20 protein-coding genes, 1 pseudogene and 1 riboswitch are annotated in these 23,325 nt (G+C 73.0%); of the genes and pseudogenes, 6 read left to right on the top strand and 15 right to left on the bottom strand.

Annotation, left to right across the window (positions count from 1 at the left end; translation table 11 throughout):
- Positions 1–153: 153 nt before the first annotated feature.
- On the bottom strand, positions 154–1,779 hold the full coding sequence (locus HTZ82_RS12850; protein ID WP_175409480.1) for an amidohydrolase: 1,626 nt from the start codon (positions 1,777–1,779) through the stop codon (positions 154–156).
- Between the two features lie 55 nt (positions 1,780–1,834).
- On the bottom strand, positions 1,835–2,275 hold the full coding sequence (locus HTZ82_RS12845; RefSeq protein WP_175409479.1) for an Lrp/AsnC family transcriptional regulator: 441 nt from the start codon (positions 2,273–2,275) through the stop codon (positions 1,835–1,837).
- 202 nt (positions 2,276–2,477) lie between these two features.
- Here HTZ82_RS12845 and HTZ82_RS12840 point away from each other — a divergent pair.
- Positions 2,478–2,834 (top strand): annotated as a pseudogene (locus HTZ82_RS12840) (hypothetical protein); the annotation flags it as partial.
- A gap of 506 nt (positions 2,835–3,340) precedes the next feature.
- Here HTZ82_RS12840 and HTZ82_RS12835 read toward each other — a convergent pair.
- The 3 genes from HTZ82_RS12835 to HTZ82_RS12825 all read right to left on the bottom strand — a co-directional run bounded on the left by HTZ82_RS12835 (position 3,341) and on the right by HTZ82_RS12825 (position 6,496).
- A complete protein-coding gene (locus tag HTZ82_RS12835) occupies positions 3,341–4,513 on the bottom strand; it encodes an acyl-CoA dehydrogenase family protein (protein ID WP_175409478.1) in 1,173 nt (390 codons plus the stop codon).
- A gap of 212 nt (positions 4,514–4,725) precedes the next feature.
- Positions 4,726–4,881, bottom strand: coding sequence for an SCO1431 family membrane protein (locus tag HTZ82_RS12830; RefSeq protein ID WP_175409477.1), 156 nt, complete (start codon positions 4,879–4,881; stop codon positions 4,726–4,728).
- A 142-nt stretch (positions 4,882–5,023) separates the two neighbouring features.
- Positions 5,024–6,496, bottom strand: a complete 1,473-nt coding sequence (locus tag HTZ82_RS12825) for a peptidase C39 family protein (protein WP_175409499.1) — start codon at positions 6,494–6,496, stop codon at positions 5,024–5,026.
- 231 nt (positions 6,497–6,727) lie between these two features.
- Here HTZ82_RS12825 and HTZ82_RS12820 point away from each other — a divergent pair, with 231 nt between their 5' ends.
- Together HTZ82_RS12820 and HTZ82_RS12815 are read left to right on the top strand one after the other, a co-directional pair.
- A complete protein-coding gene (locus HTZ82_RS12820) occupies positions 6,728–7,387 on the top strand; it encodes a uridine kinase (protein WP_254711814.1) in 660 nt (219 codons plus the stop codon).
- A 401-nt stretch (positions 7,388–7,788) separates the two neighbouring features.
- Complete coding sequence (locus HTZ82_RS12815; protein ID WP_175409476.1) at positions 7,789–9,771, top strand: AAA family ATPase; 1,983 nt, start codon at positions 7,789–7,791, stop codon at positions 9,769–9,771.
- A 17-nt stretch (positions 9,772–9,788) separates the two neighbouring features.
- Here the strand turns inward: HTZ82_RS12815 and HTZ82_RS12810 are convergent, their stop codons facing one another.
- The 10 genes from HTZ82_RS12810 to ribD all read right to left on the bottom strand — a co-directional run bounded on the left by HTZ82_RS12810 (position 9,789) and on the right by ribD (position 18,482).
- Positions 9,789–10,841 carry a hemolysin family protein gene (locus tag HTZ82_RS12810; RefSeq protein ID WP_175409475.1) on the bottom strand — a complete coding sequence of 351 codons (1,053 nt, stop codon included), beginning with the start codon at positions 10,839–10,841 and terminating at the stop codon, positions 9,789–9,791.
- On the bottom strand, positions 10,838–12,172 hold the full coding sequence (locus HTZ82_RS12805; protein WP_175409474.1) for a hemolysin family protein: 1,335 nt from the start codon (positions 12,170–12,172) through the stop codon (positions 10,838–10,840). Before HTZ82_RS12805 ends, HTZ82_RS12810 begins: the two co-directional genes overlap by 4 nt.
- A 258-nt stretch (positions 12,173–12,430) precedes the next feature.
- Complete coding sequence (locus HTZ82_RS12800) at positions 12,431–12,907, bottom strand: PH domain-containing protein (RefSeq protein ID WP_175409473.1); 477 nt, start codon at positions 12,905–12,907, stop codon at positions 12,431–12,433.
- 32 nt (positions 12,908–12,939) lie between these two features.
- Complete coding sequence (hisG, locus tag HTZ82_RS12795) at positions 12,940–13,788, bottom strand: ATP phosphoribosyltransferase (protein ID WP_175409472.1); 849 nt, start codon at positions 13,786–13,788, stop codon at positions 12,940–12,942.
- A 50-nt stretch (positions 13,789–13,838) separates the two neighbouring features.
- The gene (locus HTZ82_RS12790) at positions 13,839–14,111 is read right to left on the bottom strand and encodes a phosphoribosyl-ATP diphosphatase (RefSeq protein ID WP_175409471.1); all 273 of its coding nucleotides are present in this window, start codon (positions 14,109–14,111) and stop codon (positions 13,839–13,841) included.
- Between the two features lie 35 nt (positions 14,112–14,146).
- Positions 14,147–14,632 carry a 6,7-dimethyl-8-ribityllumazine synthase gene (gene ribH / locus HTZ82_RS12785; protein ID WP_175409470.1) on the bottom strand — a complete coding sequence of 162 codons (486 nt, stop codon included), beginning with the start codon at positions 14,630–14,632 and terminating at the stop codon, positions 14,147–14,149.
- A gap of 96 nt (positions 14,633–14,728) precedes the next feature.
- Positions 14,729–16,060 carry a bifunctional 3,4-dihydroxy-2-butanone-4-phosphate synthase/GTP cyclohydrolase II gene (locus tag HTZ82_RS12780; RefSeq protein WP_175409469.1) on the bottom strand — a complete coding sequence of 444 codons (1,332 nt, stop codon included), beginning with the start codon at positions 16,058–16,060 and terminating at the stop codon, positions 14,729–14,731.
- The gene (locus HTZ82_RS12775) at positions 16,057–16,638 is read right to left on the bottom strand and encodes a nicotinamide mononucleotide transporter family protein (protein ID WP_217624022.1); all 582 of its coding nucleotides are present in this window, start codon (positions 16,636–16,638) and stop codon (positions 16,057–16,059) included. Before HTZ82_RS12775 ends, HTZ82_RS12780 begins: the two co-directional genes overlap by 4 nt.
- A gap of 56 nt (positions 16,639–16,694) precedes the next feature.
- Positions 16,695–17,297, bottom strand: a complete 603-nt coding sequence (locus HTZ82_RS12770) for a riboflavin synthase (RefSeq protein WP_175409467.1) — start codon at positions 17,295–17,297, stop codon at positions 16,695–16,697.
- Positions 17,298–18,482: a bifunctional diaminohydroxyphosphoribosylaminopyrimidine deaminase/5-amino-6-(5-phosphoribosylamino)uracil reductase RibD gene (ribD, locus tag HTZ82_RS12765; RefSeq protein ID WP_175409466.1), complete on the bottom strand. Its 1,185-nt coding sequence runs from the start codon at positions 18,480–18,482 to the stop codon at positions 17,298–17,300. It lies immediately after the preceding gene.
- Positions 18,483–18,649: 167 nt separating this feature from the next.
- Positions 18,650–18,780: riboswitch (FMN riboswitch) on the bottom strand.
- 275 nt (positions 18,781–19,055) lie between these two features.
- Here ribD and HTZ82_RS12760 point away from each other — a divergent pair.
- The 3 genes from HTZ82_RS12760 to HTZ82_RS12750 all read left to right on the top strand — a co-directional run bounded on the left by HTZ82_RS12760 (position 19,056) and on the right by HTZ82_RS12750 (position 23,221).
- Positions 19,056–21,395 carry a chitinase C-terminal domain-containing protein gene (locus tag HTZ82_RS12760; RefSeq protein ID WP_175409465.1) on the top strand — a complete coding sequence of 780 codons (2,340 nt, stop codon included), beginning with the start codon at positions 19,056–19,058 and terminating at the stop codon, positions 21,393–21,395.
- A 99-nt stretch (positions 21,396–21,494) separates the two neighbouring features.
- Positions 21,495–22,418 (top strand): RNA polymerase sigma-70 factor, encoded by a 924-nt coding sequence (locus HTZ82_RS12755; protein ID WP_309235440.1) that lies wholly within the window; start codon positions 21,495–21,497, stop codon positions 22,416–22,418.
- A gap of 41 nt (positions 22,419–22,459) precedes the next feature.
- Positions 22,460–23,221: an SDR family oxidoreductase gene (locus tag HTZ82_RS12750; RefSeq protein ID WP_175409464.1), complete on the top strand. Its 762-nt coding sequence runs from the start codon at positions 22,460–22,462 to the stop codon at positions 23,219–23,221.
- The last annotated feature ends 104 nt before the right edge of the window (positions 23,222–23,325 follow it).

Below are 23,325 nucleotides of genomic sequence, written 5' to 3'. Positions count from 1 at the left end.
GAACCTACCCGCCGCCGACCGCTGTCTGTCAACACCCGCCCCACCTGCGGCGATTGGACGAACGGCCAGGTCAGCGAGGAAGATCCGCAGGTCGCGGCGGAAGCCGCGGCGCAGCGGGCCCGCGACGGGCTCATCCTCCGGGGCGTCCCCATGTCACTCGTTCGGTCGGACGAACACCGTGTGGCCGGCGACCACCGTCCGGAGGCACACCGGCAGCGGGGCGCCCGGGGTCAGGTCGGGCAGGCCCGGCGTCCCGGAGCGGGGGTCGGTCGACCAGCGGGCGACCCGGTCGTCGGGGGCCTGCACGACCAGGTCACCGGTGCGCCAGACCGCGTAGTCGGCGGGAGCGCCCGGTACGAGGACCCCGGCGTCGTCCCGGCCTGCGGCCCGCCAGCCGCCGCGGGTGTGGGCGGTGAAGCCGGCCCGTACGGAGATGCGGTGCTCGGGAGTGCGGTGGAAGGCGGCGGCCCGCACGGTGCCCCACGGGTCGAGCGGGGTGACGGGGCTGTCCGAGCCGAACGCCAGGGGCACGCCGGCCCGCAGGAGGGCCGCGTACGGGTTGAGGGCGCGGGCCCGGTCGGGGCCGAGGCGCTGGGCGTACATGCCGTCGTCGCCGCCCCAGGCCGCGTCGAAGGCGGGCTGGACGGAGGCGGTCAGGCCGAGTTCCGCGAACGCGGCGATGGTCTCGGGCGTGAGCATCTCGGCGTGCTCGACGCGGTGGCGCGCGGCGCGGATCCGGGCCGGGCCGAGCGTCTCCACGGCCGCGCGGACACCGTCGACGACGGTGGTCACGGCGGCGTCGCCGATGGCGTGGAAGCCTGCCTGGATGCCGGCCTCGGTGCAGGCGGTGACGTGGGCGGCGACGGCGGCCGCGTCGAGGTGGGCGGTGCCGGTGTGCGGGGCGTCGGCGTAGGGCTCGTGGAGGCAGGCGGTGTGGGAGCCGAGGGAGCCGTCGGCGAAGAGGTCGCCGGCGGCGCCGATCGCGCCGAGTTCGCGGATGCGGCGGGCGTCCTTCTCCCCGGTGACGTGCTCGGCCCAGTAGCCGACGACGCGCGGCCCGGGCTCCTCGCGGGCCAGGTCGAGGAGGGACGTGAAGTCGTCCTCGTCGGAGATGGCGGGGCCGCCGCACTCGTGGACGGTGCCGATGCCGAGGGACGCCGCGTGGCGCAGGGCGGCGCGCTGGGCCTCGGCGCGCTGGGCCGGGGTGACGGCGGCGTGGGCGGCTGCGCGCACGGCGTGGTGGGCGTCGCCGGTGAGCGGCGCGTCGGGCCGGTAGCCGGCGAGGCCGGTGACGCCGGGGCAGAGGTCGAGGAGGGCGGTGGTCACGATCGCCGAGTGGACGTCGACGCGCGGCAGGTACAGGGGGCGTCCGCCGGTGGCCTCGTCGAGTTCGGTACGGGACGGGGGCCGCTGCTCGGGCCAGCGCGTGGCGTCCCAGCCGTGGCCGAGGAGGACCCGGTCGCCGGGGCGGGCGGCGGCGAAGTCCCGTACGAGGACGAGGGCGTCGCCCAGCGTGCGGGCGGCCGACAGGTCCAGGCCGGTGAGGGCGAGGCCGGTGGCGGTGGTGTGCACATGCGCGTCGGTGAACGCGGGCGTCACCAGGGCACCTTCGAGGTCGATCACCTCGTCCACGCCCGTGGCGAAGGCGTCGGCGGCGCCTTCGGAACCCACCCAGGCGACATGGCCGCGCTCGACCACCATCGCGGTGGCGAAGGGGTCGGCGGGGCTGTGGACGTCTCCACCGCGCAGCAGCACGGTCCGGTGTTCGCGCTCGGTCATGGTGACCAGCGTAGACAGCGCCGGGACGCCCGCGGACGAGGGGCGGTGCCCGGGCTCAGACGCGCGGCGGTCTGGCCTCGTACGGGGTGGAGAGGACGACCGTCGTACGCGTGGAGACACCGGACTTCGAGCGGATCCGGGTCAGGAGGTTCTCCAGTTCCAGGGGCGTGGCGACGCGCACCTTGAGGATGTAGTTCTCGTCGCCGGCGACGCTGTGGCAGGCCTCGATCTCGGGGATGTCGGCGAGCCGGTCCGCGATGTCGTCGGGGGCGCTGGGGTCGAACGGTTTGACCGAGATGAACGCGGTCAGGGGCAGCCCGACCGCTTCGGGGTCGACGACGGCGGCGTAGCCGCGGATGACGCCGCGCTGTTCGAGCCGGCGGACGCGCTGGTGCACGGCCGAGGTGGACAGGCCGGTGGCCTTGCCCAGGTCCGTGTAGCTCATGCGCCCGTCCTTGACGAGCAACTCGACGATCTGACGATCCAGCTCCTCCATGCGGTCAACCTATTGCCCCGGGCCCCTTCCGGCACAGTCGGCGGAGTGCGGGACCGGCACCTGCGAGCGGCATGTGACGAACGCCACACGTTCATGGTCACCGAGGTTCGAGACCGGACGGTTACCTGCCGAGCGGGGAGGGAAATCCTTGCTGTGGTCGGGGCCGCATGCCTGGTCGGCCCGCCTGAGGGGGAGATTCTCCATGCAGGAGCCTGTTGATTCGGTCGAGACCGAAGAGCTCGACGCCTACGACACGTTCGAGATGTTCCGGGTCATGTGCCCGGACTGCGCGCAGCCCATCGCGCTGCTCGCGGACGAGGACGTCCTTCCGGAGCACGCCCTGTGCCCGACGCCGTGGAACCCGTTCGTCCTGTCGGTGTGCACCGGGTCCGGGCGGCCGGCCTCGGACGCCCGGGCCGCTGACGAGGCGTCGGAGCCGCAGGAGCAGGAGATGGGCCTGCTGGTGACGCTCCCTCAGGGCTTCGACTGGCGGACGCAGCCGTTCTCGCACGTGGGCGGTCCCGGCTCGCGGCCGATCAAGGTGCCGTGGATGCGCCGCGCGACCTCGCCGCAGGCGTCGCAGACGGCTCAGACGGCTCAGGCGTCGCAGCCGTCGCAGCTCTCGCCGGCGTCGCGGGCTCCCCGGATGCGCCGGGCGGCCTGACCCCCACCAGACCGGTACGACAGGAACGGACCGCCCCGGTGCGCGGCTGCGCACGGGGCGGTTTCAGGTGTGTCCCGGGGCGCTCGGTGCGTCGCGGGAGGCGCGTGGAGGGGAGCGCGCGAACTGGCGGCCTATTGCCGCCGGCGGTGACCCGGCGGCGCCGGTGCCCGTTGCCCTGAGTATGACTTCCCTGTACTCGACGAGCGGCTACGTCCGGGGCCGGCTGGTGGTTCCCGGCTCCGGTCCGGGCTACGGAGAATCGGTTCCCCAGGCGGCCGATCCCCCCATCTACCGGGCGCTGCTGCGCCACTGGGCGAACTGCGGGCGGACCCTCCCGGGCCGCCGCGACCAGGAGTGGACCCGGCTCACGGCGGCGCCCGTGTGGGCGCAGCCCGGGGACGTCAGCGGCTCTCGGGCCCGGCGAGGTGACGGGCGATGACCACCCGCTGGATCTGGTTCGTGCCCTCGACGATCTGCAGCACCTTCGCCTCGCGCATGTAGCGCTCGACCGGGAAGTCGGCGGTGTAGCCGTAGCCGCCGAGCACCTGGACCGCGTCCGTGGTGACCTTCATCGCCGCGTCCGTGCAGAACAGCTTGGCCATCGCCGCCTGCCGCGAGAACGGCTGTCCGGCGTCGCGCAGCCGCGCGGCCGTGAGGTATAGGGAGCGGCCGGCCTCGATCTGGGTGGCCATGTCCGCGAGCATGAACCGCAGCCCCTGGAAGTCCGCGATGGGGCGGCCGAACTGCCGCCGTTCCCGCGCGTAGGAGACCGCCTCGTCGAGGGCGGCCTGGGCGACGCCGATGGCGCACGCGGCGATGCCGAGCCGGCCCGAGTCCAGCGCCGACAGGGCGATCGTGAAGCCCTGGCCCTCCTCGCCGATCCGGCGGGCGTCGGGGACGCGGACTCCGTCGAAGTGGAGCTGCGCGGTGGGCGAGCCCTTCATGCCCATCTTCTTCTCGGGCGCCGCGGCGGACAGCCCCTCGGCGTCGCCGGGCACCAGGAACGCGGTGATGCCGCGCGGACCCTCGCCGCCCGTACGGGCCATGACCGTGTAGAAGTCGGCGATCCCGCCGTGCGTGATCCACGCCTTCGTACCCGTGATGACCCAGTCGTCGCCGTCGCGCACCGCCTTCGTACGGAGCGAAGCGGCGTCGGAGCCGGAGGCGGGTTCGGACAGGCAGTAGCCGCCGAGGAGGCCGCCGCCCAGCATGGCGGGCAGGTGCTCGGCCTGCTGCTCCTTCGTGCCGTAACCGGCGAGGCCGTGGCAGGCCAGGCTGTGGACGCTGACGCCGAGGCCGACGGTGAGGCGGGCCGCGGCGAGCTCCTCCAGGACCTGGAGGTACACCTCGTACGGCTGGTCGCCGCCGCCGAGTCCGGCGTCGTACGGCAGGCCGAGCAGGCCCGCCTCGGAGAGGACCCTGAAGACGTCGCGGGGGAAGTGCCCGGCGTCCTCCTCCTCGGCGGCCCGGGGAGCGACCTCCCCCTGGACGATGTCGCGCACGAGCGCGATGAGGTCCCTGGACTCCTCGGTGGGCAGCTGACGTTCCACCGGCTGCGGGGCGCGGTCGGACATGGGGCGGCTCTCCTCCCTGATCGGGCGCTGCGGCGGTCGCGCGCGAGGGGATGAGGGCGGCGCCGCCGGGTCTCACTGCAGCGCCGATGCTGCCCGTCCGGATCACGGAAACGGCAGATCAGCGGCTGTGGCGGCACGAGTATGCCCGATCGGGTGGCTCCCGTCGATAACGCTCGTTCACTTCGTGCGTGCGGAGGCCGGCGCGGAGCCGGTCAGAGCAGGCCGAGGCGGGTGACCAGCACGGCGAAGGCAATGACGAGAACCCATCCCAGGGCGTGCTCCAGCAGCCCGGGGCCGTCGTCCTTCGGGCCTCCCGTGCGGGAACGGGCACGTGCGGGGGCGGTGACGGTGGCGGCGGCTGCGGTCATGGCTTCTGGCTCCGGTTCGTACGGCGGTGACGGTCCCCATGTCCCCCGAGCCCCCCGGGGCCCTCCACCATGCCAGCGCACGGGGCCTCCGGGGGAGAGACGTTGCTCACGTCCACGCCGCTTCCCCGGGGCCCCGGGCGGCTCAGCAGATGCCGACGGCCGCCAGGGCGCGGCGCTGGGCGGGGGTCGGGTGGGCCGGCCAGTACAGGTAGCAGACACCGCCGGTGCCGGAGACGACCTTGCCGGCGGCGTTGTGGCGTTTGGTGCGCAGCCAGATGGTCTCCCACTCGCGGCGCTTGTAGACGCGGCGTACGGCCTGGTTGGACGGGGACGCCGGGTCGTTGGCGATGACGTCGCCCTCCGCCGTGAAGCCGATGACGGTCATCAGGTGTCCGGCGGTGCCGTAGCCGGCGCCGGTGAGCTCCTCCTCCAGGAACGACTGGGAGGTGATCGCGGGGATGCCCGCCGCGATCAGGGTCTCCAGGTCGTCGAGCGAGTGGAGGCGGGTGACGACGCCGTTCAGGTCGTCGTACGTGGCCGCGTAGGCCGCGTTGAAGGGCCAGTTGCCGCAGCCCTCGTACTGGTGGTCGTAGGTGAAGCGGGCGGCGTGGCAGACCTGCGGGTCGGCGTAGTCCGGGTTCACCCAGGCGAGGTCCTCGGGGGTGGGGCGGCGGCCCCAGTACTCGATGATCATCTGGGAGGACGTGGGGCTGCACCACGCCTCTCCCCCGTTGTCGTACTCGGGGTACTGGCCGATGTGCGTGTTCTGCGAGTAGCGCGGCACCGCCAGCTCGCGGGCCACGCGCGGCACGGAGGCCGGGACGGTGAAGCGGTCCGGGATGTCCGACGCCATGGCGCCGAGCCGCCACACGGTGGGCGTGCGCCCGCTGCCGGGGGCGCGGTAGAGGGTGAGGCGGAGGCGGTACGAGGTGATGCGCAGGCCGCTCGCGGGGTCCTTGACGGCGAGGGTGTCGGTCCAGACGCTGCTCCTGCCGTCGGTCTGGCCGTCGACGGAGGTGCGCCGGATGTCGCCGTCCCCGTCGCCGGAGGTCCAGCGGCCCATGACGTACCAGGGGGTGTCGGTGCCGTCCGAGTAGCGGCAGGACAGCTCGACGCCGATCCAGGTGCCGGCGGGCGTGTGGGCGTTCCAGGACGGGATCAGCTCGGTGGCCGGGACGGCGCAGGTGTGCCGGGGCGAGGTCCAGGTCGCGTAGTCCCAGGCGGCGGTACGGCCGGTGTGCGGGTCGGTGTAGTCGGTGCGGCCTGCCGGGGCGGCGAGGACCAGTCCGGGTCGGCGGCCGCCGACCGCGCGTACGCCGTGGGCGGTGCCGGAGCGCCAGTCGGTGAAGGACGTCCAGAAGCGGTTCTCGACGCGTGCCGTGGCGGACTGCGCGGACTGCGCGGGCTCCCGGCCGGCGGCCGCGTCCGCGGGCGGCGTGGTGGTGGTGGTGGTGCTGGTGCTGGTGCTGGGTGGAGCCGCGGCGGCCGGTGCCGTGGAGGCGACGGCGGCGGTGCCTGCGGCCGCCAGGGCGGCGGCGATCACGCTTCTGCGGGAGGCGGGGCACGGCGCGGAGCTGGCGGGCCCTGGGCCGGCGGGCGTCGGGATGCCGGGCATCGGGCCGGGCGTGGGGCTGCCGGGCATCGGGCCGGGCGTGGGGCTGCCGGGCGTCGGGCTGCCGGGCGTGGAACGGGTCATACGGAACCCCCAGTCGGGAACGGGCGGCTGCGGACCGCACGAGTCGATCACGGAAGGATGTCGGCGCGGGGCCCACTATCGCGGGCCTGTTCGGGCTTGGCCAGGCATTCCGCCCCGCGTCGCCCCTGGTGGCCTCTGTAGGGTGACGGCATGCCCGCCCCCTCCCCCGCCCGGCCGACGCGCGCGCAGGCCGCCCCGCGCACGCTGCGCCTGGGCGCGTTCGCGGACGGGCTGCGGGGGCTGCCGCCGTCCTGCGGGCAGGTGCGGCTGGTGGCCGTCGACGGGCACGCGGGTTCGGGCAAGTCCACGTTCGCCGGCCGGCTCGCGGAGGCGCTCGGCGGGGCGCCGGTGCTGCACCTCGACGACGTCGCCACTCACGAGGAGCTGTTCGCCTGGACGGACCGGCTGCGCCGCCGGATCCTGGAGCCGCTGACCCGTGGCGAGGTGGCGGAGTATCACCCGTACGACTGGAATCTGCGGCGCTTCGGCCCGCCCCGGCGGCTGCCGCCCGCACCCGTCGTCCTGATCGAGGGCGTGGGCGCCGGGCGCCGCGCGCTCCGCCCCCACCTGGCCCGTCTGCTGTGGATGGACCGCGGCCCCGAGGAGTCCTGGAGCAGGGGACGGCACCGGGACGGACCTGCGCAATCCGCCTTCTGGGACGGATGGACAGTGGCGGAGACCCGCCATTTCGCCGGCGACCCCTCGCGGCCGTTCGCCGACATGCTGGTACGGGAGTGCCGGGAGGGGTACGAGTGGCTGCCGGGGCGCCTTCCCGCTCCGGATCCGAAGCCGGATCATCACGGATCGTGACGGTGATATGCCGCCGTACTGAGCAGTCGGAAATCGGCCGTCCAGAGTGCCTCAACTTCGCTTGACCGACGAGCCGTACAGGTCTTACGTTCTCAATGTGCGGCTTTTCGGAGTCGCCCGCAGATGCGAAGCCCCCGGTTGTTCCCCCGTGATCGGGGGCTTCGTTCTGCCCCCGGCCCTCTCTCCGGGCCCCTCATCCCCCTCCACGCTCACCCTGGGTCACCGTCGCGCCCGCCCCCGCGGACGCCCCCGGAGCGCTCGGTGCGCCCTTAGTCGCACGCCCCCTGCGCAGGTACGATGCCCCCCGGTGCGGTCAAAACCCGTCCAAGAGAAGGCGATTGGGAAGGCTTCCGGCGGGCGTCCGCCCGGCGGCTACGGGGACACGGTTTGTGGGGGACCCGATGGACTTCGGCACGCAGGGCACGCAGCCCCCGGCCGACCTCGCCTGGCTGCGCGGCGTGGACGCCTACACCATGGGCGCGTATCCGCAGGCGGAGGAGGAGTTCCGGACGGCGGCGCGGATCGACCCGGGCATGGCCGACGCCTGGCTCGGGCTGCACGCGCTGCGCGTCGACACCACCACGGCACTGCTCCGGATGTACCACCACCGGGACCGGTTCGGGGAGCAGCGGGCGCGGCACCGGCGGACGCTGAACTCCTGGTACTGGCTGGGCTGGTGGGTGCAGCCGGTGCTGGAGACCCCGCGCGATCTGCTGCTGGCGCACGCCTCGCACTGGCTGGACGGCCGGCACGTTCCGGAGCTCGACCGGGCGCTGGCGGGACTGCCGCCCGTGGACACCGACCCGCAGGTGCGGTTCCTGCACGCCTGCCGGGCGTATCTGGTGAAGGACTGGGAGCAGCTCGTGCGGCACACCGAGCCGCTCGTCGACGACCCGCTGCTCGGCATCGAGGCGGGGCTGTTCGGCGGCATGGCGCGGGTGCGCCTGGAGATGTACGGGCAGGCCGAGCCGCTGCTGTCGTCGGCGCTCATGCGGTGCCGCAGCGAGCAGCCGCAGCGCAAGGAGCTGCGCTACTGGCTGGCCCGGGCGCACGAGGGCACGGGGCGCACGGCCGCGGCGCTGCCGCTGTACCGGGCGGTGCACCGGGTGGACCCGGCGTTCATGGACACCGCGGCGCGGCTGGCGACGATCGCCGAGTACGACGGGTTCGAGGGCTCACCCGACGAGGTCGGCGACCTGGCGGCGGTGTCGCTGGCCGGGGCGGGCGCCGGTGCCGGCACGGATGTGCGGGACGCGGGGGCGGACGGGCAGGACGGCATGGCCGTTCCGGGGGCGGACCCACCGCAGGCACCGTCCGGCCTCGGAGGCGGGGGCGGCGGCGTACCGGGGGGCGGTGGCGGCGCGTCCGGTGGGCCGGCCGCGCCCGTACCGCCCGGCGGGGCGCGCGAGAAGGCCGCGGCGACCGTGCCGGGGCAGGCGGAGCCGCCGCCGTTCCCGGCGAGCCCCACCGATCCGGAGCTGCTCGCGGACGCGATGTCGGAGCTGGAGCGGATGGTCGGGCTCGAACCCGTGAAGCGTCAGGTGAAGGCACTGTCGGCGCAGCTGGAAATGGCCCGGCTGCGGGCGGGCCAGGGCCTTCCGGTGCAGCCGCCGAAACGTCACTTTGTCTTCTCCGGTCCCTCCGGCACCGGGAAGACCACGGTGGCGCGGATTCTCGGGCGGGTGTTCTACGCGCTGGGGCTGCTGGGCGGCGACCATCTGGTGGAGGCGCAGCGGGCCGACCTGGTCGGTGAGTTCCTGGGCCAGACGGCGGTGAAGGCCAACGAGCTGATCGACTCGGCGCTGGGCGGGGTGCTGTTCGTCGACGAGGCGTACTCGCTGTCCAACTCGGGCTACAGCAAGGGCGACGCGTACGGCGACGAGGCGCTGCAGGTGCTGCTGAAGCGTGCCGAGGACAACCGCGACCACCTGGTGGTGATCCTCGCCGGCTACCCGGAGGGCATGGACCGGCTGCTGGCCGCGAACCCCGGGCTGTCGTCGCGCTTCACGACGCGGGTCGACTTCCCCTCGTACCGGCCGCTGGAGCTGACCGCGATCGGGAAGGTGCTGGCGGCGGCGAACGGGGACCTGTGGGACGAGGAGTCGCTCGACGAGCTGCGGTCGATCAGCGGGCATGTGGTGGACCAGGGGTGGATCGACGAGCTGGGCAACGGGCGGTTCCTGCGGACGCTGTACGAGAAGTCGTGCGCGTACCGGGATCTGCGGCTGTCGGGGTACACGGGGACGCCGACCCGTGAGGATCTGGCGACCCTGCGGCTCCCGGACCTGATGCAGGCGTACGGCGAGGTCCTCTCGGGCCGGGGACCGAGCACCCCTCGGGGGCAGGCCCCTGGCCCCCAGGACCCGCCGCCGCCGGCGTACTGACGGGACCGCCCCCCGGGTCACGAGGGTGTCGGTGCGGGAGGGGTGCGGTGGGAGGGGTCCCGTACCTCGCCCACCAGCATTTCCAGCATGTCCTCCAGGGCGACCAGGCCCAGGACCCGGCCCGACGCGTCGGCCACCTGGGCCAGGTGGGTGGCCGCGCGGCGGAGCGCCGTGAGGGCGTCGTCGAGCGGGAGTTCGGCGCGGAGCGTGGCCATCGGGCGCCAGATGTGCGGGGGCACCGCGCGGTCCGGGTCCTCCAGGTCCAGGACGTCCTTGACGTGCAGGAAGCCCAGGAACGCGCCGCCGCCTTCCGCGCGGACGGGGAAGCGCGAGTACCCGGTGCGCACCGTGAGCGCCTCGATCTGCGCCGGGGTGACCGACGGGGGCACGGTCACCAGGGCCGTGCGCGGGATCATCACGTCCCGTACGGGCCGGGTGCCCAGTTCCAGGGCGTCCTCCAGGCGCTCCTGCTCGGCCGGGGCCAGCAGGCCGGCCTGCCCCGCGTCCTCCACGAGGCGGTTGAGCTGTTCGCTGGTGAAGACGGCCTCCACCTCGTCCTTCGGTTCGACCCCGAAGGTCTTCAGTACGGCGTGGGCGCATGCGCCCAGGGCCCGTGTCACGGGGCGGCACAGGCGCGCGAAGCCCACCAGCGCCGGGCTCAGCCACAGGGCCGTCTTCTCGGGTGCCGCCATGGCGAGGTTCTTCGGGACCATCTCGCCCACCACCAGGTGGAGGAAGACGACCGCCGCCAGGGCGATGACATAGCCCAGCGGATGGATGAGGCCCTCGGGGACGCGGATCGCGTGGAACAGCGGTTCCAGGAGCCGTGCGACCGTCGGCTCCGCGACCGCGCCCAGGGTCAGGGAACAGACGGTGATGCCGAACTGGGCCGCCGCCATCATCTGGGGCAGGTTCTCCAGGCCGTACAGGACTCTGCGGGCCCGCTTGGAGCGGGGGCCGAGCTGTTCGATCTGGCTGCGGCGGACCGACACCAGGGCGAACTCCGCGCCGACGAAGAAGCCGTTCGCGAGGACCAGGAGCAGGGCGAAGAGGAGTTGCAGGGTGCTCACCGGACGGCCTCCACCCTGTCGTCCGCCGTGCGGACCAGGCGGACGCGTTCGGCGCGGTAGCGGTCGACCTGGCGTACGAAGAGGCGCCAGCCGGGGAGTTCGGCGTGGTCGCCGGGGGCCGGGATGCGGCCCAGCAGGTCCGCGACGAGCCCGGCGACGGTCTCGTACGGGCCTTCGGGGACCTCCAGGCCTATGCGTTTCAGTTCGTGGACCCGGCAGCTGCCGTCGGCCTCCCAGGCCGGGTGCCCGTCCTCGGGTGCGGCGGCGGCCAGTTCGGGCTCGTCCTCGCCGGGGATGTCGTGCTCGTCGCGTACCTCGCCGACGAGTTCCTCGACGATGTCCTCCAGGGTGACCACGCCGGCCGTGCCGCCGTACTCGTCGACGACGACGGCTATGGGCTGCTCGCTGCGCAGCCGCTCCAGGAGGGCCTGGGCGGGGAGCGTCTCCGGGACGAGGAGCGGCGGCACGGCGATACGGCTCAGGCGGGTGCGCGGCCGCTCGTGGGCGGGGACCGCGAGGGCGTCCTTGAGGTGGACCATGCCGACGATCTCGTCGATGCGCTCCCGGTACACGGGGAAGCGGGACAGGCCCGTCGCGCGGGTCAGGTTGAGGACGTCGGCGGCGGTGGCGTCCGACTGGAGCGCGCTGACCTTCACGCGGGGCGTCATGACGTGCTGTGCCGTCAGTCCGCCGAGGGACAGGGTCCGTACGAAGAGGTCGGCGGTGTCCTGTTCGAGCGCGCCGGCCCGGGCCGAGTGCCGGGCGAGCGCGACGAGTTCGCCGGGTGTACGGGCGGAGGCGAGCTCTTCGGTGGGCTCCACGCCGAGGAGGCGTACGAGCCGGTTGGCGATGGCGTTCAGCAGGGCGATCACCGGGCGGAAGACCGCCGAGAACGCGTACTGCGGGCCGGCCACGAACCGGGCCACCTGGAGCGGACGGGACACCGCCCAGTTCTTGGGCACGAGTTCGCCGATCACCATCTGCAGGGCCGACGCGGCGAGCATGCCGATCACGACGGCGACGCCGGGGACGGCGCCGGCCGGCAGCCCGGTGAAGGTGAGCGGCCCGGCCAGGAGCTGCGCGAGGGCCGGCTGGGCGAGCATGCCGACGACGAGGGACGTCAGAGTGATGCCGAGCTGGGTGCCGGAGAGCTGGAAGGACAGCTCCCGCAGGGCTTTGACGACCGTACGGGCCCGGCGGTCGCCGTCCGCCGCGGCGCGCTCGGCGTCGGCCCGCTCGACGGTGACGAGGCCGAACTCGGCCGCCACGAAGAAGCCGTTGGCGAGGATCAGGAGGAATGCCGCGCAGAGCAGCAGGAGGGGGATGGTCATGCCGCCGCCTCCTCGGGTGCGGAGGGGGCGGCGCGGGTACTACCGGACGAACCGTCCATTGCTGGAGGGAGTCACTCCTCGGGTCGCAGGTGCCCCGCCGGCCCGACCGCTGCCGTGTTCCGCGGGGCGGGGCGCGCTGGGCACCGCCGCGGACAAGAGTAATCACGCGGAGGTGAGGTGGGCAGCCGGCGGACCCACTCGGCCGACCGTCCGTGTGCCGGCCGGTTTCGGTTGTCGTCAGTGGTGTTTCGGTTGTCGTCAGTGGTGTTCGGTGCCCGTGCCTCGGGTCTCGACGAGGGCGCGCAGGGTCTGCGCGTCGCGGATGGCCTGGGCCTTGCCGATGCCGGGCTGGATGCCGAGGGCGGGCAGGCTGGTGCCGTCGCTGAGGTCGAGGAACACCCACGGGTCGCCGACGCGCAGATTGACCCGGAGGATCTCGGGCCAGGCGAGCCGGCGGCTGCGGGTGAGGTTGACGACGGTCACCCCGGTGTCGTCGGCGACGACCTTGGGGCGGCTCAGCGTGATCAGCACTCCGTAGAAGAGCGCGGCCGTGAGGACGAAGCTGATCCGCTCCCCCGTGCCCAGTCGCTCCAGCGTCAGGGCGATCACCGTGATGACGGAGAACATGGCCGCTCCGACGGTCAGCAGGACGGCGCGGGTGCGCCGGGGCCTGAACGTGACCGGAAGTGCGGGGGGCACGGGCGGCGCGGAGGGCGCGGGGGGCGTCTCGGGCATGGTGTGGTGCGTCGGCTTCCTCGGTCACCCGCTCAGAGGCGGCAGGCGTGGATCTCCGTGGTGAGGATGGCCCGGGCGCCCAGCGCGTACAGGTCGTCCATGATGCGCTGCGCCTCCTTCGCGGGGACCATCGCGCGGACGGCGACCCAGCCCTCGTTGTGGAGCGGGGAGACGGTCGGGGACTCCAGGCCGGGCGTGAGGGCGACGGCCTGCTCCAGGTGCTCGGCGCGGCAGTCGTAGTCCATCATCACGTAGCTGCGGGCCACGAGGACGCCCTGGAGGCGGCGCAGGAAGCGCTGCACCTCGGGGTCGTCGGCGGGGGCGCCGGTGCGGCGGACGACGACGGCCTCGGAGGTGAGGATCGGCTCGCCGATGACCTCCAGGCCGGCGTTGCGCAGGGACGTGCCGGTCTCGACGACGTCGGCGATGACCTGGGCGACGCCGAGCTGGATCGCGGTCTCGACGGCGCCGTCGAGGTGGACGACGGAGGCGTCGATGCCGTGGTCCGCGAGGTGCTTGGCGACGATGCCCTCGTAGGAGGTGGCGATCGTCATGCCGGTGAAGTCGGCGGGTCCGCTCGCCGTGCCGGGGCGGGTGGCGTAGCGGAAGGTGGAGCGGGCGAAGCCGAGCTCCAGGATCTCCTCGGCGTTGGCGCCGGAGTCGAGGAGCAGGTCGCGGCCGGTGATGCCGATGTCGAGCTTGCCGGAGCTGACGTAGATGGCGATGTCCCGGGGGCGGAGGTAGAAGAACTCCACCTCGTTGTCCGGGTCCACCAGGACGAGCTCCTTGGACTCCTTGCGCTGCTTGTAGCCGGCCTCATGGAGCATCGCCGACGCAGGCCCGGACAGTGAACCCTTGTTGGGGACGGCGATGCGCAGCATGGGGTGGGCTTCCTTTGCTCGGAGTGGGGCGTGTGGTGCTGTGGGGTTGATCAGAGGTGGGCGTAGACGTCGTCGAGGGAGATCCCGCGGGCGACCATCATCACCTGGACGTGGTACAGCAGCTGCGAGATCTCCTCGGCGGCGGCTTCCTTGCCCTCGTACTCGGCGGCCATCCACACCTCGGCGGCCTCCTCGACGACCTTCTTGCCGATGGCATGCACCCCCTTGTCCACCAGCTCGGCGGTACGGGAGGTGGCGGGGTCGCCGGTCCTGGCCTTGAGCTCCAGCTCGGCGAAGAGCTCTTCGAAGGTTTTGTTCGCCATGATGTCCCTAAGGGTACGGGGTGCCGGGCGCCCACTCAGCGCCAGGGTTCGCTGACCGTGCGCAGCGTCATGGCGGTGGCGACGGCGGCGGTGACCGCTTCGTGGCCCTTGTCCTCGTTCGAGCCTTCCAGTCCTGCGCGGTCGAGGGCCTGCTCCTCGGTGTCGCAGGTGAGGACGCCGAAGCCGACGGGGACGCCGGTGTCGACGGTGACCTGCACGAGGCCCTGGGTGACGCCCTGGCACACGTAGTCGAAGTGGGGGGTGCCGCCGCGGATGACGACGCCGAGGGCGACGACCGCGTCGTAGCCGCGGCCCGCGAGGACCTTGGCGACGACGGGCAGCTCGAAGCTGCCGGGGACGCGCAGCAGGGTCGGCTCGTCGATGCCGAGCTCGTGGAGGGTGCGCAGGGCACCGCCGACCAGGCCGTCCATGATCTTTTCGTGCCACTGGGCCGCGACGACGGCGACGCGGAGGTCGCCGCAGTTCTTGACGGTCAGCTCGGGTGCGCCCTTGCCGCTCACGTTTCTCCTCGGGGTGGTGCGTGCGGGTGTTCTGTCTGCGGGTGGTGGTGCTCGGTGGTGCCGGGTTGCGTGGTGCCGGCGTTGCGTGGTGCCGGGTTACTGGGTCGCGCAGGCCGACACGTCGGCCGGGTCGAGCCACGGCAGGTCGTGGCCCATGCGGTCGCGCTTGGTGCGCAGGTAGCGCACGTTGTGCTCGCCCGCCTGGACGGGCATGGGTTCGCGCGCGGTGACGGTGAGGCCGTGGCGGGCGAGCGCCGCGGTCTTGTCGGGGTTGTTGGTCATCAGGCGGACGCTGCGGACGCCGAGGTCGGCGAGCATCCGGGCGCCGGCGGCGTAGTCGCGGGCGTCGGCGGGGAGGCCGAGCTCCAGGTTGGCGTCGAGGGTGTCGCGGCCGCGCTCCTGGAGTTCGTACGCGCGGAGCTTGGACAGCAGCCCGATGCCGCGGCCCTCGTGGCCGCGCAGGTAGACGACGACGCCGCGGCCGGCCTCGGTGATCCTGTCCATGGCGGCGTGCAGCTGCGGGCCGCAGTCGCAGCGCAGGGAGTGGAAGACGTCACCGGTGAGGCACTCGGAGTGGATGCGGACGACGACGTCGTCGCCGTCGCCGATGTCGCCGTGGACGAGGGCGACGTGCTCGACGCCGTCGAGGGTGGAGCGGTAGCCGTACGCGGTGAAGTCGCCGTGCGCGGTGGGGAGGCGGACCTCGGCCTCGCGCCGGACGGTGGGGGCGGACGGGCGTGCCCCCTGCTCGGCGGGCCGGGTCGGGGCCGCCTCGGCCGCTCTGCGGTAGGCGATCAGGTCCTCGATGGAGATGATCGTCAGGCCGTGCTTGCGGGCGAACGGGATGAGCTCCGGGAGGCGGAGCATCACGCCGTCCTCGCCGGCGATCTCGACGATGGCGCCGGCCGGGCGGAGCCCGGCGAGGCGGGCCAGGTCGACGGCGGCCTCGGTGTGGCCGTTGCGGACGAGGACGCCGCCGGGCCGGGCGCGCAGCGGGAAGACGTGGCCGGGCCGCACGAAGTCGGACGGCTCCGCGGCGCCGTTCGCGAGGAGCTGCAAGGTGGTGGCGCGGTCGGAGGCGGAGATGCCGGTGGTGACGCCGTGGGCGGGGCCCGCGTCGACGGAGACCGTGAAGGCGGTCTTCATCGCCTCGGTGTTGTCGGTGACCATCTGCGGCAGCTGGAGGCGGTCGAGCTCGTCGCCCTCCATGGGGGCGCAGATGAGGCCGCGGCACTCGCTCATCATGAAGGCGACGATCTCGGGGGTCGCCTTCTCGGCGGCGATGACGAGGTCGCCCTCGTTCTCGCGGTCCTCGTCGTCGACGACCACGACGGGGCGTCCGGCGGCGATGTCGCGGATGGCCTGCTCGACGGGGTCGAGGGTGAGGTCGGCGGTGTCCCACACGGGGAGCTGAGGGGCGGTGCTCATGCCGGTGCTCCTTCCAGAGCCTGGGCCGGGGTGCGTGTGCGGAGCCACCAGTCACGCAGGCCCCACAGGACGAGGGCGAAGTAGATGACGTACACGAGGCCGGAGAAGGCGAGGCCGCTGCTGAAGGCGAGCGGGACGCCGACCACGTCGACGAGGAGCCAGGCGAACCAGAACTCGACGAGACCGCGGGCCTGGGCGACCATCGCGACGAGGGTGCCGACGAAGATGTACGCGTCGGCCCAGGGGCTCCAGGACAGCGACGGGTAGAGGGTGAACAGGCCGCCGACGGCGAGGGTGCCGAGGGCGGCGCCCGCCAGGAGGAGGCCGCGTTCCTTCCAGGTGGCGAAGCGGACGGCGATGGAGCCGTCCTGGGCCTTGCCGCGGCCCAGGTGCCACTGCCGCCAGCCCCACACGGCGACGGCGATGACCAGGAGCTGCTTGCCGACGCCGCCGCCGAGCTGGGCGGAGGCGTAGGCGGCGACGAGGAGGACGCCGGACAGGAACTGCGCGGGCCAGGTCCATATGGAGCGGCGCCAGCCGAGAGCGAGGGCGAGCAGACCGATCACGTTGCCGATCATGTCGGACCACTTGATGTCCTGTCCGAAGGCCGTGAGGGCCACGGAGTTGAGGGCGTTCACCGCGCTGTCCCCCGGTCGCCGACGAGGCGCTCGACGTACTTGGCGATGACGTCGACCTCGAGGTTGACCGTGTCGCCCGGCTGCTTGATGCCGAGCGTGGTGAGGGCGAGGGTCGTGGGGATCAGGCTGATGGTGAAGAAGTCGGGGCCCGCCTCGACGACGGTGAGGCTGACGCCGTCCACCGTGATGGAGCCCTTCTCGACCACGTAGCGGGCGAGTTCGGCGGGGAGGGAGATCTTGACGATCTCCCAGTTGTCGGACGGGGTGCGCTCGACGATGGCGCCCGTGCCGTCGACGTGGCCCTGGACGATGTGCCCGCCGAACCGGCCGTCCGCGACCATCGGGCGCTCCAGGTTGACCCGGGAGCCGGTGGTGAGCGCGCCGAGGCTGGAGCGCTTGAGGGTCTCGGCCATCACGTCGGCGGTGAACTCGTCGCCCTCGTGCTCGACGACGGTGAGGCACACACCGTTGACCGCGATCGAGTCGCCGTGCTTGGCGCCCTGCGTGACCACGGGGCCGCGGAGGCGGAAGCGGGAGGAGTCGCCGAGGTTCTCGACGGCGGTGACCTCACCCAGTTCTTCGACGATTCCGGTGAACACTCAGTGCTCCTTGGTGGTGGTGGCGTGGACCGCGGTACTGCCGTTTCCCCGGGGGCGACCCCCGGACCCCCGGCCGGGACCGGTGCGCTCGCTCCCGGTACCAGTGGAGGCCGGGCGCGCGGTCACCCGCAGGTCGGGGCCGATGCGGGCGGTGTCGGTGACGTCGAGGCGCAGGGCCTCGGTGATGGTGGTGACGCCGGCGTCGCCGAGAGCGGCGGGGCCCGCGCCGAGGAGTACGGGGGCGAGGTAGCCGACGACCTTGTCGACGGCCCCCGCGGCGGCGAAGGACCCGGCGAGGGTCGGGCCGCCTTCGAGGAGTACGGAGCGGACGCCGCGCTCGTGGAGGGCGGCCAGCAGGGCCGGTACGGACAGGCCGCCGCCGTCCGTTCTCGGCAGCCGTACGACGTCGACTCCGGCGAGGTGCGCGGCCTCCACGTCATCGGCGACCGCGATCAGCGTGGGCGCGGCGTCGTCCAGGACGCGGGCGCCGGGCTTCACGGCGGTGGCCTCGGTGTCGAGGACGACGCGCAGCGGCTGGACGGCTCCGTCGACGCCCCGTACCGCCAGATGGGGGTCGTCGGCGCGGGCGGTGCCGGAGCCGACGAGGACGGCGTCGGCCTCGGCGCGCAGCCGGTGCACGTCGGCGCGGGACTCGGGCGAGGTGATCCAGCGGCTGGTGCCGTCCTGGGCGGCGATGCGGCCGTCGAGGGTCGCGGCGTACTTCCACAGCACGTACGGGCGGCCGAGGCGTACGGAGGTGAGCCAGGCGGCGTTGCCGGCCTCGGCCTCGTCGGCGAGGAGCCCGTGCTCGACCTGGACGCCGGCCGCGCGGAGCGTGTCGGCGCCGCCGGTGGCCTGCGGGTTCGGGTCCGCCACGGCGTACACGACGCGGGTGACGCCCGCTTCGACGAGCGCCTGGGCGCAGGGGCCGGTGCGGCCGGTGTGGTTGCAGGGTTCGAGGGTGACGTACGCGGTGCCGCCGCGGGCGAGGACGCCGGCCTGGCGGAGGGCGTGCACCTCGGCGTGCGGGCCGCCGGCGCGCTCGTGGTACCCGGCGCCGACCTCGTGCCCGGAGGCGTCCAGGACGACGCAGCCGACGACGGGGTTGGGGCTGGTGGAGCCGAGTCCGCGGGCGGCGAGCGCGACGGCTCGGCGCATGGCGTTCACATCGGCCGCTGTGGCCACCGGGTCCTCCTGCCTCGTCGGGCGCGGACTCCGGGGCCTGTCGGTGACGACAGATGAGCGGGACGACACTCCCGTACGGGGATACGCCGGTGCGGCGTCCGGCCGGCCACCCGGCATGGTCGCCCGGCGGCCAGCAGACGGCCGGCGCGCCCTGGTCGGGTCGCCCGCCGCGCACTGCCTCCCATCCGGACTTTCACCGTCGGTCCAGGAATTTCACCTGGTCAACCGGCCACTGGATGCGGCCGGGTCGCGGACTGTAACCGCCGGTTCGGAATTGCACCGACCCCGGAGTGCGCTGCTGCTGATACAGGGCCAGTGTGCCATGGCGGCACGTCCGCCATACGGGTGATCCTCTGTGGGGTGACTCACAGTGGGGGCCGGAATGCGGTGCGGAGCACCCGCCGAAAGCTATTGGTCCAGACCTATTGACGCTCTGGTCTAGTCCTCTTAATGTCTGCGTCACCTCTCCGCGGAGGCGGCCCTCCGGTGTGCGCACACCCAGGCCCGGCACGACCAACCCCCTGCCAGTAGCCGCACGTTGTGTGAAGCCCGACTCCCCAGGAGGAGCCGACCGTGCTGTCATCCCCCCGTGCGAGGGCCTCGCTGCTCGCATCCGGCGCCGCCGTCGCCGGACTGCTGCTCAGCTCGCTCTCGGGTGGCGTCTCGTACGCCGCCGATCATGAAGTGTGTCGCCCCGACGGCCTCTACAAGACCCCCGGCGTCGACGTCCCGTACTGCTCGGTCTACGACACCGAGGGCCGCGAGAAGATGGGCGCCGACCACCAGCGCCGCGTCATCGGCTACTTCACCGGCTGGCGCACCGGCAAGGACGGGACGCCCGCCTACCTCGCCTCCGACATCCCGTGGGACAAGATCACCCACATCAACTACGCCTTCGCGCACGTGGACGCGGCCAACAAGCTCTCCGTCGGCACCGACGGCCCGAGCAACGCCGCCACGGGCATGACCTGGCCGGGCGTCCCCGGCGCCGAGATGGACCCGGCCCTGCCCTACAAGGGCCACTTCAACCTGCTGAACAAGTTCAAGAAGCAGCACCCGGACGTGAAGACGCTGATCTCGGTCGGCGGCTGGGCGGAGACCGGCGGCTACTTCGACGACAACGGCGACCGGGTCGCGTCCGGCGGCTTCTACTCCATGGCCACCAACGCGGACGGCTCGGTCAACCAAGCCGGCATCGACACCTTCGCCGACTCGGCGGTCGAGTTCATCCGGAAGTACGGCTTCAACGGCGTCGACATCGACTACGAGTACCCGACGACCATGAAGGACGCGGGCAACCCGCTCGACTGGTCCATCTCCAACGGCCGCCGCGCCGGCCTGGTCCAGGGCTACTCGGCGCTGATGAAGACCCTGCGCGAGAAGCTCGACCGCGCGGGCGCCGCCGACGGCAGGCACTACATGCTGACCGTCGCCGCCCCGTCGTCCGGCTATCTGCTGCGCGGCATGGAGACGTACCAGCAGCAGAAGTACCTGGACTACGTCAACATCATGTCGTACGACCTGCACGGCGCCTGGAACGAGTACGTCGGCCCGAACGCCTCGCTGTTCGACGACGGCAAGGACGCCGAGCTGGCGGCCGCGGGCGTCTACACGACCTCGCAGTACGGCGGCATCGGCTACCTCAACACCGACTGGGCGTACCACTACTTCCGCGGCTCCATGCCGGCCGGCCGCATCAACATCGGACTGCCCTACTACACGCGCGGCTTCAAGAACGTGCAGGGCGGCACGGACGGCCTGTGGGGCAAGGCTGCCACGACCACCTGCCCGGCCGGCTCCGGCCTGACCAAGTGCGGTGACGGCGCCGTCGGCATCGACAACCTGTGGCACGACAAGGACGACAACGGCAAGGAGTCCCCGGCGGGCTCCAACCCGATGTGGCACGCCAAGAACCTGGAGAAGGGCGTCGTCGGCGACTACGTCACGCGGTACGGCTTCCCGGCCGGCACGGAGCTGACCGGCACCTACGCCCGCAAGTACGACTCCACGCTCGTCGCGCCGTGGCTGTGGAACGCCGAGAAGAAGGTCTTCCTGTCCACGGAGGACGAGCAGTCGGTCCAGGCCAAGGCCGACTACGTGGTCGACCGTGGCATCGGCGGCACCATGGTCTGGGAGCTGGCAGGCGACTACGACTGGAACGCGGCGAAGGGCCAGTACGAGCCCGGCGACACGCTCACCACGGTGATGTACGAGAAGTTCAAGGCAGCCGCCCCCTACGGCGCCACGCGCGCGACGACGCCGCTGCCGAGCCAGGCCGTGAACGTGGACGTGGCGTTCGGGAACTTCCCGCTCGGTGACTCCAACTACCCCATCAGCCCCAAGCTGAAGATCACCAACAACACGGGGACGACCCTGCCGGGCGGTACGGAGTTCCAGTTCGACTACGCCACGTCGGCGCCGGGCAACGCCAAGGACCAGTCGGGCTTCGGCACGACGATCATCCGCAGCGACCACACCGGGAACAACGTCGGCGGCCTGAAGGGCGACTACCACCGCGTGTCGCTGAAGCTGCCCGCGTGGCAGACGCTGGCGCCTGGCGCGTCCGTGGAGCTGGACTTCGTCTACTACCTGCCGACGTCGACGCCGTCGAACTGGACGGTCACCTTCGGCGGGAAGACGTACGCGCTGGCCGGTGACCTGACACGCGGGACGACGGTGGTCGAGCCGGGCACCGGTACGGACCCGACGCCGACACCGACGCCGACGGGCCCCACGCCGACCCCGACGCCCGGGGCGTGCACGGAGCCCGCGTGGGACGCGTCGGTCGCGTACGGCGGCGGCTCGCTGGTCTCGCACGGCTCCCACACCTGGAAGGCCAAGTGGTGGACGAAGGGCGAGGAGCCCGGCACCACCGGCGAGTGGGGCGTCTGGCAGGACATGGGGGCCTGCTGACGCGGCTTCATGAGACGGAGACCCGGTGGCGGTAGTGAAGGCCCTTGCCCGCCACCGGGTCTCTGCTGTCGTCCCGGGCGGGCATGGCACGCTGTCCTCGTGACGGGGACGACGGAGAGCGCGATGGAGTTCGAGGCCCACCGGCCGCGCATGTTCGGCCTGGCGTACCGCATGCTCGGTTCCGCCGACGAGGCCGAGGACGTGGTGCAGGACGCGTATCTGCGCTGGGACGGCGCCGACCGGTCGGCCGTCGAGCGGCCGTCCGCGTGGCTGGCGAAGGTGGTCACGAACCTGTGCCTGAACCGGCTCACCTCGGCGCGCGCCCGCCGCGAGCAGTACCCCGGCCCCTGGCTCCCCGAGCCGGTCGTCACCGGCGGAGGGGCGCTCGGGCCGCTGGAGTCGGCCGAGCAGCGGGACGCGGTGTCGACGGCGCTGCTGGTGCTCCTGGAGCGGCTCACGCCGACGGAACGCGCGGTGTACGTGCTGCGTGAGGCCTTCGCGTACAGCCACCGCGAGATCGCCGGAGTGCTGGACGTCAGCGAGGCGAACAGCCGCCAGCTGTACCGCAGAGCGGCCGGGCGGGTCACCGAACACGGGGCGCGGTTCCCGGCACGGGGCGAGCGGGACGAGCAGCGGCACCGGGAGCTGGTCGAGTCGTTCGTGGCGGCGGCCCGGGAGGGCGATGTGGCCGGCCTGGAGAAGGTGCTGGCCGCCGATGTGACCTTGTGGAGCGACGGCGGAGGCGTCGTGTCGGCGGCCCGGCGGCCGATCCTCGGCCGGGACAAGGTGCTGCGGTTCCTGGCGGGAGTCATGCCGCGTTACACCGGGGCGATGCGCTTCACGACGGCGGAGGTCAACGGGACGACGGCGCTGGTGGCGTGGGTGGGCGGCACACTCGCCGCGACGGCGACGTTCGAAGTCCGGGACGGGGCCGTCACAGCCGTGCACAGTGTGGTCAACCCGAACAAACTCGTCTTCGCCGAGCGCCAACTGTCACATCCGGGGGAACCCGTCGGTTCATAGCCGGTGACGGACACCGGCTACGGAGGAGCGGGAACGGGACCATGGGCACGATTCTGGTGACGGGCGGTACGGGCACCCTCGGGCGGCCCCTCACGGAGCGGCTGCGCGCCGACGGGCACGAGGTGCGGGTGCTGAGCCGCCACTCGGCCCCGCACGCGGTCGACCTGCGCGACGGGGCCGGCCTGGACGCGGCGCTGTCCGGCGTCGACACGGTGGTGCACTGCGCCACCACGCCCAAGGGCGGCGACGAGCGGGCCGCGTGCCATCTGATCGCGGCGGCGCAGCGGGCGGGCGTCGGGCACCTGGTCTACATCTCCATCGTCGGCGTCGACCGGGTGCCGCTGGGCTACTACAAGACGAAGCTTGCGGTGGAGCGGCTCATCGGGGGCTCGGGGCTCGGCTGGACGGTGCTGCGGACGACGCAGTTCCACGACCTGGTGCTCCAGGTCCTGGAACGCTGCGCGCGGCTGCCGGTGATGCCGGTCTTCGCGGGCGTGTCCGACCAGCCGATCGAGGTGAGGGAGGTCGCCGCCCGGCTCGCCGAGCTGGCAGCGGCCGCCCCGGCCGGGCGCGTACCGGACATGGGCGGGCCCGAGGTGCGGACGTTCGCGGACCTGGCCCGCGCGTATCTGCGGGCGGCCGGCAAGCGCCGCCCACTGCTGCCCGTACCGCTGCCGGGCGCCACGTACCGCGCGTTCCGCGCCGGCGGACACCTGGCACCGGAGCGTGCGGTGGGACGGGGCACGTTCGAGGAGTACCTGGCCCGGCGCTTCGGAGACGACGGCGGGGCTACGCGCGCGTAGGGGCGGCGGGGGGCGGGGGCGCGGCCAGGGCGGAGGGACGGCGGGTCTGTCCCCTGTCCCGCCCCTTCCCGAAACTGGGGGCTCCGCCCCCAGACCCCCGTATC

It is taken from the genome of Streptomyces sp. TRM64462, assembly GCF_013362995.1.
Classification (GTDB): domain Bacteria; phylum Actinomycetota; class Actinomycetes; order Streptomycetales; family Streptomycetaceae; genus Streptomyces.
Note: the sequence above shows the minus strand (reverse complement) of the source record. Positions and strands in the feature narration are given on the sequence as shown.

Coding starts and splice junctions, on each gene's coding strand:
- HTZ82_RS12780 (WP_175409469.1), bottom strand. CDS start 16,060: ATGAGCACCGCCCCTCAGCTCCCCGTGTGGGACACCGCCGACCTCACC.
- HTZ82_RS12835 (WP_175409478.1), bottom strand. CDS start 4,513: ATGTCCGACCGCGCCCCGCAGCCGGTGGAACGTCAGCTGCCCACCGAG.
- HTZ82_RS12750 (WP_175409464.1), top strand. CDS start 22,460: ATGGGCACGATTCTGGTGACGGGCGGTACGGGCACCCTCGGGCGGCCC.
- HTZ82_RS12800 (WP_175409473.1), bottom strand. CDS start 12,907: ATGCCCGAGACGCCCCCCGCGCCCTCCGCGCCGCCCGTGCCCCCCGCA.
- HTZ82_RS12820 (WP_254711814.1), top strand. CDS start 6,728: ATGCCCGCCCCCTCCCCCGCCCGGCCGACGCGCGCGCAGGCCGCCCCG.
- HTZ82_RS12790 (WP_175409471.1), bottom strand. CDS start 14,111: ATGGCGAACAAAACCTTCGAAGAGCTCTTCGCCGAGCTGGAGCTCAAG.
- HTZ82_RS12805 (WP_175409474.1), bottom strand. CDS start 12,172: ATGACCATCCCCCTCCTGCTGCTCTGCGCGGCATTCCTCCTGATCCTC.
- HTZ82_RS12775 (WP_217624022.1), bottom strand. CDS start 16,638: ATGATCGGCAACGTGATCGGTCTGCTCGCCCTCGCTCTCGGCTGGCGC.
- HTZ82_RS12815 (WP_175409476.1), top strand. CDS start 7,789: ATGGACTTCGGCACGCAGGGCACGCAGCCCCCGGCCGACCTCGCCTGG.
- HTZ82_RS12845 (WP_175409479.1), bottom strand. CDS start 2,275: ATGGAGGAGCTGGATCGTCAGATCGTCGAGTTGCTCGTCAAGGACGGG.
- HTZ82_RS12825 (WP_175409499.1), bottom strand. CDS start 6,496: ATGCCCGGCATCCCGACGCCCGCCGGCCCAGGGCCCGCCAGCTCCGCG.
- HTZ82_RS12850 (WP_175409480.1), bottom strand. CDS start 1,779: ATGACCGAGCGCGAACACCGGACCGTGCTGCTGCGCGGTGGAGACGTC.
- hisG (WP_175409472.1), bottom strand. CDS start 13,788: ATGCTGCGCATCGCCGTCCCCAACAAGGGTTCACTGTCCGGGCCTGCG.
- HTZ82_RS12830 (WP_175409477.1), bottom strand. CDS start 4,881: ATGACCGCAGCCGCCGCCACCGTCACCGCCCCCGCACGTGCCCGTTCC.